Genomic DNA, 14,585 nt, shown 5'->3' on the forward strand with positions numbered 1-14,585 from the left:
TTCGTGTGGATCAAAAAATGGATTCGGTGTCATATAGCTAGACCATAGTAAGTAGGTACATACTATGCTAATATATATGTTATAAATAATAAAATAAATTATGGCAAGCAGTTACAGTTACGATTTAAGAATGAAACTATTCAAAGCTCTAGATGATGGGCTCTCAATTGTTAAAGCATGTAAAATATTCAATATAGGTCGTAACACTATATATAGATGGAAAACTCTTAAATGGGAAACAGGAGATATAAAAGCAAAACCTTATGGTCCAGCAAAGGGTTATAATGCAAAAATAAATCTCAAAGAATTTGAAGAATTAATTATCTAATAATCATGATAAAACAGCTAAAGAATTAAGTATTATACTAGGTAATAGATTACAAAGAACTAGAATAAATTACTATAGAAAACTACTAGGCTACACTTATAAAAAAAAGTCATCTTCATCCCAAAAGGGATATTGGTTTAAGGAATGAATTTATAGAAAAGATACAGCAAATTTCTAAAGAAACTCTAGTATTCATTGATGAGTCAGGAATAGAAGATAATGTTTGTAGAGAATATGGATGGAGTATAAAAGGTACTAGATGTTATGGAAACAAAGTGTATCAACATAAATCCAGGATCAGTATGATAGCGGGGCTTCGTAATAATCAAATTATAGCGCCAGTAATATTTGAAGGAAATTGTAATAAAGAAATATTTACAACCTATGTAGAGACTATATTAACTAAAGAATTACATCCTGGACAAACAGTAATTATGGATAATATCAACTTCCATAAGAATAATATAATAAGAGAATTAATCGAGTCGGTTGGGTGCAGAATTTTATTCTTACCTACATATAGCCCAGACTTAAATCCTATAGAACATTATTGGTTTAAGATTAAGAACGAAATAAGAAAAGTTACGGGGCAATTCAAAGATATCAGTATGGCTGTAGAACACGTACTAAAGTTTATTTAACTGTACCTATTTCCTATGGTCTAGCTATACCGTGGCTTGACCACGGTATCCAAAAACAATAAAAAATACTAAAATTATTAGTATTTTTAACTGGATTCCGCGATCAAGTCGCGGAATGACAGCGGTGTAATTGATCCATGCGGGAATGACATACTGAATGTTCATATAGGGATCAAGGTATTTAAAGATTATCCACCCCTTTCATTCCGCTTGTCTTAGCTTTATCAAATGAAGTATCTTTAATTGTTGCTTCGGTAAAATCGGCATTTGTTAGGTCAGAGTTACTAAAGCCCGCCTGATCAATTTTAGCTGATTTAAATATGCTATCTGTTAATATTGAGTTTGAGAAATCTGTTTTAGTAAGTATTGCAGAAGAAAAATTAGCTTCTTTTAGAATAGAGTTTTTTATTACCGTATTTGTTAAATTAGTATTTTTAAAGATATTATTTGAAAAATCTACTCCATTAAATACTAAACTACTTAAGTCAAGATTTGTTAAATTTATATTTGTTAAGTTAGTTATTTTTTGCAAATCTTTTACCGAACTTATTACTATATTATTTGGTGGAATTTTACTCGAATTATCGCTATTTAAAATAATATTATTAAAAACGTTAGTATTAATAAAACCGGAATATGCTTGGTAGTTAATATTATTTATTTGTGAATTAGAAAGGACGGAGTTAATAACCGTAGTATTTGTTAGATTAGAATTTATTAGAGCTACTTGGTTTAAATTACCTAAAGTAATTTTAACATCTGAAAAATTTACGTTTTGTATTAAAGATTTAGAAAAATTTACATTATTAAATTGCCCGTTAGTTATATTTGAGTTTATTATTTCACTGCTGTTTAAGTCAGTATTAATCACTATAAATTTTTTAAAATCATTATTGCTAAAAACAATATTAGTATAACTAATATTATCTAAAGTAATATTTAAGCCTTTAGTTTTATTAATCCTTACAAAATTAGCATTACTATTTTTTATTGATAAATTATTAAATTTATTATCGTTTAGACTCATATTATTTAATATAGCATTATCGATTTTAAAATGATTTAAAACTGAACTACTAATTGTGCTATTTTGTAAATCACATTTAGTAAGGCTAATATTTTGTAATGTTGAATCTTGAAAGGAAGCGTATGAAAAGAAAGAGTTATTACTTTGTACGTTATTAAAGTTTACTTCATTAAAAATACTTTGTGTGAAGTTGGAATCCTTAATTATTACTGCTGTTAATTTAGTTTGACTTAGGTCGCTAGATTCAAAATAATTATTAGTAAAATTGGTATTATTTATTACACTTTTTTCTAAGTCCGTACCGTAAAATATTGAATTTGTTATATTAGTATTTTTAAAGCTATTATTCTTTAGGTTAGCTTTTTGAAAATTAACACCGTCGATAGTATTATTGCTCCATAATACATGACTAAATTTAGAATTTTCAAAGTTGACATTTATTATAGTAGTTTTATTAAAAGCAGTATCACTAAAATTTGATTGAACGAAATTTGTATTTTGTAATGTTATATTGTTAAAAATTGAACCTTGAAAATCGGAATTATATCCGGAAATATTTTTTATTACCGAATCTGCAAAATTACTTTCTTGAATTATAGCATTTGTAAGTATAGCTTTTTCTAAATTACTACCTGCAAAATCAGCACGTAATATTTCGCAGGAAGTTAAATCTATTCCTGATAAATCTTCATTTATTAGCTTTACTCCTATTAATTTTACTCCTTTTAAATTTGAACCGAACTTCTCTTTAAGGTTCACTTTAAGGTTTTTAGAATTTTGCGATATTATATAATTTCGAATTACCGTGCTTTGGCTATCTGTAAGTAATCCATTTGCATCACGAGTAGATTCGGAACAGCTGCCTAATAACAAATAAATAGTAATTATCGATACGACTTTAAGCATTTGCTTCCTCATATTCTTCTTCATTTATTCTATTTGTAGGAGGTATATGTAAGCTTAATAATTTTAATTTACGATGCAAAGCCGATCTTTCCATACCGACAAATAAGGATGTTTTTGAAATATTATTATTAAAACGACTCATTTGTGCCGATAGATATTGACGTTCAAAAACTTCCCTAGCTTCTCTAAGTGGCATAGATAACATATCAAAGCTATCTTCAAGTTTTGTGAGATTAGCACTATTGGCTAATATTTCCGAAGGTATCATATAAGGTTTGATAATTTCATTATTGCTTGTAGTTAACGGATTCATAATTAAAGTCCATTCAACAACGTTACGTAATTGTCTAATATTGCCTGGCCATTCATAGGATTGAAGAGCTGCAATAGTTTCATCCGCAAAGCTACGCTCTTTTAAACCTGAAAATTTTGAAAGTTGCTTAACAAAATATTTAACGAGTAGCGGTATGTCTTCTTTCCTTTCATATAATGAAGGTACTTTTAGAGAGGATACATTAAGACGATAATATAGATCTTCTAGGAATTTGCCGTTATTAACTTCATCTTGGATATTTTTAGAAGTGCCGGTAATAATTTTTATATCAACTTTAATATTTTTTCCGCAAGGTTTTGTAATAGTTTGATCTTTAAGGAATTTTAATAATTTTACCTGGATAGGAATAGGAATATTACTGACCTCATCTATATATAAAGTACCGTTATTGGCGAATTCTAAGATAGTAGGGCGTTTATTATTATTTTCCTGCTTTTCCGATTCGCCGAATAATTCTTGATTAATTTTTTCTGTAGTCATACAGGTAGGGCTGAAAATAATGAACGGATTATTAACCCTTTTAGATTGTTTATGAATTAACCTTGCTGCAAGTTCTTTACCGCTACCGACTTTACCGTGAATCATTATACGACTGCTAGAGCTAGCTGCCTTTTCTATTTCCATTTTATATTTTAAAGTTACCGAACAGCCGCCTACTAATTCAGTTTTATCTATAACCTTTGATTTTAAATCTATATTTTCACGTTTTAATTTCGTTACTTCACAAGCTCTTTTAAGTAAAATAACTAATTTATCATTATTAAACGGTTTTTCTATATAATCGTAAGCCCCCATTTTTATAGCATTTACAGCTGTTTCTATAGTGCCATGACCGCTAATAATTATTACCGGCATTAAAGGATAGCGTTTTTTAATTATCTCTAAAATCCCAAGCCCATCAATTTCGCTTCCTTGAAGCCAAATATCAAGTATAACTGCAGAGACCGGTTTTTCGGAAAGTATTTTAAGGGCTTGAGTACTATTAGCGGCAACCTTAGGGTTAAAACCTTCATCTTTCAAATTTGCAGCAATGAGATTTCGTATACTCTCTTCATCGTCTACTATTAAAACATCTAGTTGTGACATTACAATTTACCTTAAAAATATTAATCAAAACCTAAATATATACGTTAATGCCAAATGTAAAAGAAAGCAACATTTTTTTATAACATTTTTGTCACAATAGCTATTTATAGTGTAAAGGTTGGCTAAGATTACATAATATTAAAATTATTTAAGGAATTTTATTTGCAGTTTGTAGTGTTATAAATGATTATATATAATGAGTGGTGTGTTGATACCGAAATCGTCATTGCGAGCGACCGTAGGGAGCGTGGCAATCCAGAAAAATCATTTTACTGAATTGCTTCGTCAAAACTTACAGTTTTTCCTCGTAATGACGGAAAAACCGATTTAAAAAATTATGCTTAACATCTTTTTAATTATTATTTCATTATTTATTTGCTTAATAACCTACCTATTTATCAGAAAAACGGATATTTTTACAAATTTATTGATTTTAAATAGCTTCACGACTTTAGCGAGTTTATTTATTTGCTGTTTAGGTTTATACTCAGGAAATAGTTCATATTTAGATATAGCAATTATTTATTTTCTTTTAAGCTTTATAGCCACAAACGGTTATTTAAAATATTTCATAAATGAATCGAATGAAAACAAAGCAGATTGATACGATAATCTTAGGATGTGGTTTGAGCAGCATGCTCACGGCACTTTCTTTTGCACAAAAGGGTATAAAAACTACTATATTCGAGAGTAAATCGGTAAAAAGCCCGGAGTTTTTTAAAGATATAAGAACTACTGCTTTAACGCCGCATTCTAAAAATTTCTTATTCTCTATTGATATATGGGAAGAGCTTAAGAAGTTTGTGGCAGAAATGCAAGACGTATATGTAGTAGATAATAAGGCTTCAGAGATATTAGACTTACGAAATGATGATGCTGTACTTGGATATGTGGTTAAGAATAGCGATTTTAAAAAAATATTATTGTCAAAAGTAACTAATAATCCGTTGATAACCTTAATTGATAATGATGAATATCAAGAAGTTATAAGTCATAGTGATTATTCAATTATAAAATTTGATGATAAACAAATTAAATGTAATTTATTAATTATATGTGACGGAGTAAATTCAAAAGTAAGATCTCATTATTTCGCTAATGAAATTGAAAAACCTTATCAAACAGCTCTTACATTTAATATTAAGCATGAAAAGCCGCATGAAAATTGTGCTATGGAGCATTTTTTGCCGCTTGGTCCTTTTGCTTTGTTACCTTTAAAAGATCAATATAGCTCTTCCGTAATATGGTCAACTTCTGCTAGTCAAGCTGCTTTAATTGTTAATTTTCATATAGAAGAAGTCAGGTTTTTAACTCAAAGAAATGCCGGTAATTCCTTAGGTAAAATTACTATTGATAGCGAGATTAGTAGCTTCCCGTTAAAAGCCCGTATAGCAAATAGATATTTTCATAACCGTATAGTTCTTATTGCAGATACTGCCCACACAATACATCCGCTCGCCGGACAAGGGCTTAATCAAGGTATAAAAGATATAGAGACTTTGAGCATAATCGTTAGTAATAATGGTACATTACAAGAATATCAAAAGCTAAGGCAAGACGATAATTTTATTATGTATAAGTTGACTGATGAGTTAAATAATATTTTCTCAAATTATTCCAAAAATTTAAGATGTATAAGACAAATAGGGTTTAAGGTGATAAGTAATTTTAAACCTATAAAAAACTTGATTACTAGCTATGCGATGGGAAGACGATAAGATGTTAGTTTTTGTTGTCATACAGTGGCTTGACCACGGTATCTAGAAAAACAACTTATAGCGTGTATTCTTTGACGTTTTTACTGGATACCGTGGTCAAGCCACTGTATTACATAGGAGTGTTAATACCTAAAAAAGTTAGAGAGCATTCATGAGTAAAGAAAATTTAAGCAGTAAATCATCTATTAATACTCCTGAAGAAGGAATAAAAAATGCAGCAGAAGATAATAAGCTTAAATCTTCAATAAATACCCCTGAAAGAGTGGAGCCTTTAGAAGCAGCACAAACAAAAGCTTCTGAGTCTCCACAGGAACGGCAATCGCAAAATAAGCCAGCAGGAAAAAGAACGCTGAAAGAGGATACGGCACTTTACGGTGCTAGAGTTGTTCGTGCCGGAATTGGTGTAGGTGGTGTAGCTGTAGAAGTAGTAAAGGGAGTTAGTAAAGTTGCCATTACCCATGATCTTACTCATATAGCAGACGGAGTAGTTAATGTCGGAGAAAAAGTAGCAAAAGCTTATGATCCGGTTGATAAACTTCAGCAAGGTACAAAAATTAAAGAAAAAGGTTCCCCAAGTCCCGGTTTAGCCGATAAGGCATTAAATAAAATCAGGACACTACCCGGTGGTGAAACTGCAGCAAATGTTCTAGAGAAAACATATAAAACATTAGGTAGTAAAGCAGTAAGACGTGCGGCTAGAATTGGCGGCGTCGCAGTATCGTTAGTCCTTAATCCCACTCCCGTCGGGTTGGGTTTGCTGCACTTTCTTTATCAGCTGTTGCTTACAATGTTGGAAAAGAAACTTTAGAAGTAAAAGAAGATAAGCGTTTAGATAGAAAGAAAAAAACTTTAGAAAATATTAAAGCTAATTATGTGAAGCAAGCAGAGTTAGTAGTTACTACTCAAATAGATAAAGCAAAAGATAGCCCTGAACTTAAAAATTTCTTGGATACTCAATTACCTAAAATTTACCAAGAAAAAGTTGAACCTGAAAAATTAAATACAACTAGAACTAAAGAGATTTTAAAAGTAATACGAGATACTACCTTAGAGACGGTATCTTTAGTAGCACAAGCAAGCTCTGTAGGCGGTATTATAGGCGGTTTGGTAGCAGGGGGGGTGCTTATGGGGGAGGAGCTAATGTAATAGGTGAAGGAGATGCTAATTTAGTGCGTATGGAGCGACACAAAGATAAAATAAATAGTTTAAAAACATCAATAGGAAATTATGAAAATAAGAAAGACTTGCTTGAAAAAGAAAGGCAAGCAAAAATAGATACCAAAGCATTAGAAGAGTTTGTACAGCAAACCATGTTCCACTTAAAATATTCCTCTACACATGTTATTAGCTGTGGTCTTGGTGTGGCCCTTGGAGGTGGATGTGAGCTATTACTACACTCAAGCTTTATTATAGGAAATCAAGAACTTAACGCAGGACTTGTAGAACTTGGTGTCGGTTTAATACCGAGATGGGTCGGTGTTACCGAAATTTTTGCTCGAACTAGAGGAGATAAAACTAAACTAATTAAAAATATCAGAAATATTATATAGCAGAATAAAACAAGCTTGGCAGATTACTTTAAAGCAGATTATGATGTATAGAATATGCACGTAAATATGAACAAGCATTATATTTTAGATGAAGCTTTAAAATTAAACCTACCTAAAAAGATATTGCCTGTTCCTCATAAAATTACTTTGCCTAAAATAAATTTAGCAACTGAAATGAAACGAATGAAGAAGAGCTACTTGCCTATGAGCGGGAAATATTTTTAGAACTCGCAAAAGATCCAAAAACTATAGAGAAGCTGAAAGTGATTGTGGGGTGAAGGATTATTAAGATATTCTGAATTCTTTATTGTGGTTATGAGATCTTAAAATAATATAAAAAATGGATTAAAATTCAAATGTTGCATGTAATATCTGTAAGTTAACCCCGATTATGGATAAGGAATAGAGAGGAAGGAAGGTTGCAAGAGTTATTAAACCTTATATAAATAGGGCACTGAAGGAATAAAATAAAGGTTTAATAACATGTGTAAATATACTACAATATTTTGTATAGTAGATAAATTTTGTAAAATTTATGAGAAATGGGTAAAACATCAATTGCTGAAAAGTAATAAGCAAAGATTTAGAGAAGGTAAGCTTTCCTTAAGTGAAGAACTCTCAATAATGATTTTTACCATTTTAGTGCATATAAACATTTAAAAGCTTATTACCAAAACTTTATTATTAATGGTAATTTGTTCAGGAATCCACCTTGTTATGAGAGATTTGTTCAGCTTATTCCTTCATTATTTCTGCCATTGATTGTGATGTTACATTACTTAAGTGGGAAAAGAACGGGAATTTATTATGCAGATTCCACACATTTTGCAGTATGTAAAAATATCAGAATTAATTCTAACAGAACTTTTAATAATCTTGCAAAAATGGGACGTAGTTCTGTCGATTGGTTTTTTGGATTCAAGCTTCATATGATAATCAATGATAAGGGAGAAATTATTGCTGTTAAAATTACCAAAGGTAATGTTGATGACAGAATTGCATTTGAAGCAATGGTTATCAAAAAAGGTCTAAAAGGTAAGTGTTATGATGATAAGGGGTTTATTTCAGAAAAAATGTTTACAAAACTTTATAAGCAAGGTTTAATAAAAATTACCGGAATAAGAAAGGATATGAAAAACTATTTATTACCTCTTTTGGATAAAATCCTTTTAAGGAAGAGATTCATTATCGAAACCATTTTTGGCTACATAAAAGAGAATTTTAATATTACTCCTTCCAGACATCGATCACCTATTAATTTTTTTACTTCTCTATTCTCTGCTCTTATTGCTTACCAACTTAAACCTAATAAACCATGTATTTCTTATCCATAATCGGGGTTAAATAGCTGGTTGAAAGAAAAAAATTTATATTTAGTAGATACAAAATATGTAGATCCTTTTGGTATTCTACGTCCCCTTTTTGCAAGATTATTAAAAGTTCTGTTAGAATTAATTCTGATATTTTTACATACTGCAAAATGTGTGGAATCTGCATAATAAATTCCCGTTCTTTTCCCACTTAAGTAATGTAACATCACAATCAATGGCAGAAATAATGAAGGAATAAGCTGAACAAATCTCTCATAACAAGGTGGATTCCTGAACAAATTACCATTAATAATAAAGTTTTGGTAATAAGCTTTTAAATGTTTATATGCACTAAAATGGTAAAAATCATTATTGAGAGTTCTTCACTTAAGGAAAGCTTACCTTCTCTAAATCTTTGCTTATTACTTTTCAGCAATTGATGTTTTACCCATTTCTCATAAATTTTACAAAATTTATCTACTATACAAAATATTGTAGTATATTTACACATGTTATTAAACCTTTATTTTATTCCTTCAGTGCCCTATTTATATAAGGTTTAATAACTCTTGTAACCTTCCTTCCTCTCTATTCCTTATCCATAATCGGGGTTATCGTATGTTAACTTCTAAAGCAAATAAAAAAATATTGCTTATTTAAATACCGTGAGCTATTTGTAGATTATATTTAATATTTACCTGTAGTTATGAATTCTACCAATCAATCACAAAATAATAGCTTAACTATCTCTTGGCTTAAGCTTGGTATTTTATCCTTGGGGTTTGCAGGTTTATATTCAATTATTTTGGTGGTATTACGTACCCCGCAATTATCAAGCTTTTTTCCAAATCCTCATATTTTCAAATCTGCTTTAATTATTCATGTTAATTTATCGGTATTAGTTTGGTTGTTGTCCGTTACGGCTAGTGTTTGGTCTATGTCATTCCCGCGAAAGCGGGAATCCAGTATATTTTTTCTGGATTCCCGCTTTCGCGGGAATGACATACTGTGCAAACTTGCTTTCCTAAGCACGATACTTATAGCCATCTCCCCAATAGCAGGACATAATCCGGTGATGAATAATTATATACCGATGCTTGAAAATATCGTATTTATTTTGGGGTTAAGCTTATTTGGCGTTACGCTACTATTATATGCTATAAATATTTTATATTTCTTCGATTGGATGAACTTAAATAGTCTAGTTAATTTTACCGTATTATCGACTATTATAATGTTTATTTTAAGCTTTGTTTGTTTTGGATGGTCTTATAATGGTTTGCAAAACATTATCCAAATTATTCCTATCGAGATAGAATTTTATTATGAATTACTTTTTTGGAGCGGAGGTCATTTACTACAATTTATATATACTCAAATATTAATATTTATTTGGGTTAGTTTATTTAGAGAGTTAATAGCTAGAGAATTGAAATTTCAAAAATTCTATCTTTTCTTACTTTATTTAAATTTTATTTTCGGCATTATTGCTATATTCGGTCATGCGTCTTATGACATTATCGATGGAGCCTTCAAAGAATTCTATACAAATCATATGAAATATCTAGGCGGTCTTGCTCCTGTTTTATGTTTGGTCGGTATGGGGTTTGAGTTGGTATTTTTATGTCATCCCCGCCCATTATGTCATTCCCGCGAAGGCGGGAATCCAGAAAAAAAAGAATGGATTCCTGCTTACGCAGGCATGACATATTCTATCATCAAAACCATCTTACTCTGCTCCATTACTTTATTCCTACTTGGCGGACTTATAGCAATGAATATCTCAGGTATAAATGTAGTAATCCCTGCTCATTATCACGGGTCTATAGTAGGGATTAGCATTGCTTGTATGGGGTATAGTTATTTGGGTATTATAGTGTCTAAAAATAACAATGTCATCCCGAGGCTTGACCACGGGATCCAAAAAAAACAAAGAAAAGCTGGATCCCGTGGTCAAGCCTCGGGATGACATTGTAATCTACCTCCTAACATTCGGGCAGATTCTGCACATACTGGGACTAGCACTCGCCGGTGGTTACGGTGTTATGCGGAAAGACTCAAATAGCGTAATGCCGATGTCAGCTAAGCTATTAATGGGAATGATGGGCGGAGGAGGGCTTATTGCTATAGTAGGTGGCTTGATGTTTTTATATATTTGTGTTAAAGTAATGTTTTTTAAAAGTATAAAACTAGAACATGAGTAAACCAACTAGAGAAGAAGCTAAAGAAGCAGTAAGAACATTACTAAAATTCATTGGTGAAGATCCTAATAGAGAAGGGTTACTTAAAACTCCCGAGAGAGTAATTAATAGCTATGAAGAGATATTTTCCGGTTATGAAAAAGATATAGCTGAAATATTAAGTACCAAATTTTACGATACTTGTAATTTTCAGGACTTTATCTCGCTGGAAGGCATAAAATTTACCTCTTTTTGTGAACATCATATGTTACCTTTTAATGGTACGGTATATATAGCTTATATTCCTGATAATTGTATTATTGGTATAAGTAAGCTAGCACGAATAGTAAATATTTTTGCTAGAAGACTACAAATTCAAGAAAAAATGACGGTACAAATAGCAGAAAGCGTACAGGAGAATTTAAAGCCGCTTGGCGTTGCCGTTAAGATTTCTGCCTTGCATAGTTGTATGTCGATGCGTGGAGTGATGCAAGATAACAGCGTAATGAACACTATGCATTGTACAGGTATATTTGCGGAGCAGCAGAAATATCGCCATGAGTTTTTAAACCTTACCTCGAAAAGGTAAAATATTGTTTTTGTTGTCATCCTGCTGGCGTTGTATGGATTGGATAGTCGGGTCGTCATTGCGAGCGACTGAAAGGAGCGTGACAATCTCAGGACTTTGGCACGAGATTGCTTCGTCAAAATTTTCAATTTTTCTTCGCAATGACGGAAAAATATATTAAACTAAAAAAATTCTATGTTATTATCAAAATATTTTTTACCTGTTTTAAAAGAAGAGCCAAGTGAAGCTCAGGTAACTTCGCATAAATTAATGCTTAGAAGCGGAATGATTAGGCAGCAAGCGGCAGGGATTTATACATGGCTTCCGCTCGGCTTAAAACTATTGAAGAATATCGAGAATATAGTACGCTTAAATATGAATAAAGCAGGAGCTTTGGAAGTTCTAATGCCTTGCATTCAACCGGCACATTTATGGATAGAATCGGGACGTTTTGATAATTACGGTAAAGAAATGCTGAAATTTCAAGATCGCCACGATAATACTTTACTATTCGGTCCGACTAACGAAGATGTGATTACGGATATTTTTCGTCATAATATTAAGTCATATAAGGATTTGCCGAAAAATCTTTATCATATCCAATGGAAATTTCGTGATGAGATTAGACCTCGTTTTGGCGTTATGAGAGGTCGGGAGTTTCTTATGAAAGATGCTTATTCTTTTGATATAAATGAAGAAAATGCCGTTAAGACCTATAATCAAATGTATCAGGCTTATATTAATACTTTTCGGGATTTAGGCGTGTTTGCTATTCCTGTTATTGCCGATAACGGTCCAATTGGCGGCAATTTAAGCCATGAGTTTCATATAATTGCCGAAACCGGTGAAAGTACTATTTATTACGATAAAAGATTTAAGACATTAAAAGATAATCCTGATATCGATGTAGAGGAAATTAAAAGTTGGTATGCGGCAGCTGAAGAAAAGCATGACGTAAATAAATTACCTATATCTGAACAAGAAATAACTAGCAGTAAAGGGATAGAAGTGGGGCATATTTTTTATATCGGCTCAAAATATTCGGTTAATATGAATGCTCTAATTAATGACGAGCATGGTAAACTAACTCCTGTAGAAATGAGTTCTTACGGCATAGGCATTTCAAGGTTAGTTGCAGCTATCATAGAAGCAAATTGCGATGAGAAAGGTATCATATGGCCTTCTAGCGTTGCTCCTTTTAAAGTTTCTCTAATTAATTTAAATATTCATGATAGTAAATGTGTAGAGCTTGCGGCAAAAGCTTATAAAGAGCTATCTGCTCAAAACATAGAAGTACTATATGACGATACCGAAGCACGTGCCGGCAGTAAATTCGCTACGCACGATCTTATCGGTTCACCTTATCAAATTATAATCGGTCCTAAAAAAGCAGCAGATAATATTGTTGAGCTGAAAAACCGTAAAAGTGGGGTGATAGAAGATATTGAGATAGGTAGTCTAATGAGTGTATTGTAAAATAAAGAGATATACGTCATTGTGAGGAAATTGCATAGCAATTGACGAAGCAATCTCAGGAGAGTTTGTTATTATTTCATGAGATTGTCACGTAGCCTACGGCTGCTCGCAATGACGATTTTGGAGTCATGCAACAAGTCTAATACCCTATGGGAATGATATAGAAAAAATTTCTTCGTAGACAATGATAGTATCATATGATACTATCATATAATGAATAGTAAACCGCCTTTTCAAATAACTAATAAAATCTTGGAGTTATCACAAGATATTTCTTATGAGCTTGGTATTTTAGCCGGTAGCAAGCTTTACTCTCAACCTATAAAACTTAGAAAAAATAATCAAATTAAAACCATCCATTCTTCTTTAGCAATTGAAGGAAATAGTTTAAGTGTAGAGCAGATAACCGATATAATAAACGGCAAGCGTGTACTTGCACCTGAAAAAGATATTTTAGAAGTAAATAATGCTATAAAATTATATAATGATTTAACCATGTTTGATCCTTTTTCGTTTGAATCATTATTAAAAGCACATGAGATATTAATGCAAGGATTAGTAGAAGATAATGGAAAGTGGCGTAAAGGTAATGCCGCTATATTTAAAGGCACGGAGATTATACATTTTGCACCTCCGGCAAGCCGTGTATCTTTATTAATGCAGGATTTATTTGAGTTTATAACACAAGATAAGAATGTTTCCGGAATAATTAAGGCTTGTATATTTCATTATGAGTTTGAATTTATCCATCCTTTTTCAGACGGTAACGTACGAATCGGTAGGTTATGGCAACAATTATTACTAATGCACACTAATAAAGTTTTTGAATATATTTCCGTTGAAAGTTTGATAAGGAATAATCAAAGTGAGTATTATAGTGTTTTACGCAGGTGTGATAAGCTTGGTGAATCGACGTTATTTATCGAGTTTATGCTTGATAAAATAGTTGCAGCATTAAGATTATATAGTAATAATATTACATATGAGGCAAATACGCCTTTATCTAGAATGGAATGTGCTGAGGTTAATTTAATAGATAAATGGTTTTCTAGAAAAGATTATATTAATGTACATAAAAATATTTCTACGGCAACGGCTAGTAGAGATTTGTTATATGGTTTAGAACATAAATTTTTAATAAGCAAAGGTGATAAGAATCAGACTTATTACAAGTTTGTGTAGTTGTTATACGGTTACAACGTGTCATTGTCACCCCGTGGTCAAGCCACGGTATGACAAAAAAAGGATTAACATGAAAAATTTTATAAAATATTTGTTTTTTACCGGTCTATATATAGTAGTGATGATAATAGTTGCTTATATGGTTTTGGCTCAAACTATTCCTAATGATGGGCAGTGTCATATGATGGATAGACCGCTTGTTATTCATTACATCTTAGCAGCAATTATTACCGCTTTACCGACACTAATTTTAATATATAGTAAAAAGAAAAAGTAAAT

Annotated in this window: 11 protein-coding genes and 6 pseudogenes; 14 read left to right on the forward strand and 3 right to left on the reverse strand. The window is 31.5% G+C overall.

Going from position 1 to position 14,585, the window contains the following annotated elements:
• Positions 1-100: 100 nt before the first annotated feature.
• Positions 101-969: pseudogene (locus RMONA_RS08560) on the forward strand (IS630 family transposase).
• Between the two features lie 181 nt (positions 970-1,150).
• Here the strand turns inward: RMONA_RS08560 and RMONA_RS05155 are convergent.
• Both RMONA_RS05155 and RMONA_RS05160 read right to left on the reverse strand, forming a co-directional pair.
• Positions 1,151-2,902 (reverse strand): pentapeptide repeat-containing protein, encoded by a 1,752-nt coding sequence (locus tag RMONA_RS05155; RefSeq protein WP_023508275.1) that lies wholly within the window; start codon positions 2,900-2,902, stop codon positions 1,151-1,153.
• Positions 2,895-4,322 (reverse strand): sigma-54-dependent transcriptional regulator, encoded by a 1,428-nt coding sequence (locus tag RMONA_RS05160; RefSeq protein ID WP_023508274.1) that lies wholly within the window; start codon positions 4,320-4,322, stop codon positions 2,895-2,897. The genes RMONA_RS05155 and RMONA_RS05160 overlap by 8 nt, the downstream gene beginning before the upstream one ends.
• Before the next feature lie 337 nt (positions 4,323-4,659).
• Between RMONA_RS05160 and RMONA_RS05165 the strand changes: the two genes are divergently transcribed.
• The 7 genes and pseudogenes from RMONA_RS05165 to RMONA_RS05200 all read left to right on the forward strand — a co-directional run.
• Positions 4,660-4,926: a monovalent cation/H+ antiporter complex subunit F gene (locus tag RMONA_RS05165; RefSeq protein ID WP_008580390.1), complete on the forward strand. Its 267-nt coding sequence runs from the start codon at positions 4,660-4,662 to the stop codon at positions 4,924-4,926.
• Positions 4,898-6,040 (forward strand): 2-octaprenyl-6-methoxyphenyl hydroxylase, encoded by a 1,143-nt coding sequence (gene ubiH / locus RMONA_RS05170; protein ID WP_037231837.1) that lies wholly within the window; start codon positions 4,898-4,900, stop codon positions 6,038-6,040. Before RMONA_RS05165 ends, ubiH begins: the two co-directional genes overlap by 29 nt.
• A 151-nt stretch (positions 6,041-6,191) precedes the next feature.
• Positions 6,192-6,393, forward strand: a pseudogene (locus RMONA_RS09680) (2-octaprenyl-6-methoxyphenyl hydroxylase).
• Between the two features lie 200 nt (positions 6,394-6,593).
• A pseudogene (locus RMONA_RS11260) lies at positions 6,594-6,886 on the forward strand (hypothetical protein); the annotation flags it as partial.
• 27 nt (positions 6,887-6,913) lie between these two features.
• Complete coding sequence (locus RMONA_RS05185; protein WP_023508271.1) at positions 6,914-7,186, forward strand: hypothetical protein; 273 nt, start codon at positions 6,914-6,916, stop codon at positions 7,184-7,186.
• A 74-nt stretch (positions 7,187-7,260) separates the two neighbouring features.
• Positions 7,261-7,868 (forward strand): annotated as a pseudogene (locus RMONA_RS11265) (Clp protease/crotonase-like domain-containing protein); the annotation flags it as partial.
• Between the two features lie 366 nt (positions 7,869-8,234).
• Positions 8,235-8,924, forward strand: a pseudogene (locus tag RMONA_RS05200) (IS982 family transposase); the annotation flags it as partial.
• On the opposite strand, the gene RMONA_RS05205 reads toward RMONA_RS05200, so the two are convergent.
• Positions 8,915-9,127 (reverse strand): transposase, encoded by a 213-nt coding sequence (locus RMONA_RS05205; protein ID WP_046058398.1) that lies wholly within the window; start codon positions 9,125-9,127, stop codon positions 8,915-8,917. The pseudogene RMONA_RS05200 and the gene RMONA_RS05205 overlap by 10 nt on opposite strands.
• Before the next feature lie 479 nt (positions 9,128-9,606).
• Here RMONA_RS05205 and RMONA_RS11505 point away from each other — a divergent pair.
• The 6 genes and pseudogenes from RMONA_RS11505 to RMONA_RS05230 form a co-directional block, all read left to right on the forward strand.
• A pseudogene (locus RMONA_RS11505) lies at positions 9,607-10,777 on the forward strand (hypothetical protein); the annotation flags it as partial.
• Between the two features lie 168 nt (positions 10,778-10,945).
• Positions 10,946-11,104, forward strand: a complete 159-nt coding sequence (locus RMONA_RS10440; RefSeq protein WP_242402878.1) for a hypothetical protein — start codon at positions 10,946-10,948, stop codon at positions 11,102-11,104.
• Positions 11,097-11,669 carry a GTP cyclohydrolase I FolE gene (folE, locus tag RMONA_RS05215; RefSeq protein ID WP_023508265.1) on the forward strand — a complete coding sequence of 191 codons (573 nt, stop codon included), beginning with the start codon at positions 11,097-11,099 and terminating at the stop codon, positions 11,667-11,669. The genes RMONA_RS10440 and folE overlap by 8 nt, the downstream gene beginning before the upstream one ends.
• A gap of 174 nt (positions 11,670-11,843) precedes the next feature.
• On the forward strand, positions 11,844-13,124 hold the full coding sequence (gene proS, locus RMONA_RS05220) for a proline--tRNA ligase (RefSeq protein WP_023508264.1): 1,281 nt from the start codon (positions 11,844-11,846) through the stop codon (positions 13,122-13,124).
• A gap of 213 nt (positions 13,125-13,337) precedes the next feature.
• A complete protein-coding gene (locus tag RMONA_RS05225; protein WP_023508263.1) occupies positions 13,338-14,306 on the forward strand; it encodes a Fic family protein in 969 nt (322 codons plus the stop codon).
• A 70-nt stretch (positions 14,307-14,376) separates the two neighbouring features.
• Complete coding sequence (locus RMONA_RS05230; protein ID WP_023508262.1) at positions 14,377-14,583, forward strand: hypothetical protein; 207 nt, start codon at positions 14,377-14,379, stop codon at positions 14,581-14,583.
• The last annotated feature ends 2 nt before the right edge of the window (positions 14,584-14,585 follow it).

The sequence above is a fragment of the Rickettsia monacensis genome (assembly GCF_000499665.2).
Classification (GTDB): domain Bacteria; phylum Pseudomonadota; class Alphaproteobacteria; order Rickettsiales; family Rickettsiaceae; genus Rickettsia; species Rickettsia tamurae.

Excerpts from the sequence above, each read along its gene's own strand:
- RMONA_RS05155 (WP_023508275.1), bottom strand. The coding sequence starts at position 2,902 with ATGCTTAAAGTCGTATCGATAATTACTATTTATTTGTTATTAGGCAGC.
- RMONA_RS05160 (WP_023508274.1), bottom strand. The coding sequence starts at position 4,322 with ATGTCACAACTAGATGTTTTAATAGTAGACGATGAAGAGAGTATACGA.
- RMONA_RS05165 (WP_008580390.1), top strand. The coding sequence starts at position 4,660 with ATGCTTAACATCTTTTTAATTATTATTTCATTATTTATTTGCTTAATA.
- ubiH (WP_037231837.1), top strand. The coding sequence starts at position 4,898 with ATGAATCGAATGAAAACAAAGCAGATTGATACGATAATCTTAGGATGT.
- RMONA_RS05205 (WP_046058398.1), bottom strand. The coding sequence starts at position 9,127 with ATGTTACATTACTTAAGTGGGAAAAGAACGGGAATTTATTATGCAGAT.
- RMONA_RS10440 (WP_242402878.1), top strand. The coding sequence starts at position 10,946 with ATGCGGAAAGACTCAAATAGCGTAATGCCGATGTCAGCTAAGCTATTA.
- folE (WP_023508265.1), top strand. The coding sequence starts at position 11,097 with ATGAGTAAACCAACTAGAGAAGAAGCTAAAGAAGCAGTAAGAACATTA.
- proS (WP_023508264.1), top strand. The coding sequence starts at position 11,844 with ATGTTATTATCAAAATATTTTTTACCTGTTTTAAAAGAAGAGCCAAGT.
- RMONA_RS05225 (WP_023508263.1), top strand. The coding sequence starts at position 13,338 with ATGAATAGTAAACCGCCTTTTCAAATAACTAATAAAATCTTGGAGTTA.
- RMONA_RS05230 (WP_023508262.1), top strand. The coding sequence starts at position 14,377 with ATGAAAAATTTTATAAAATATTTGTTTTTTACCGGTCTATATATAGTA.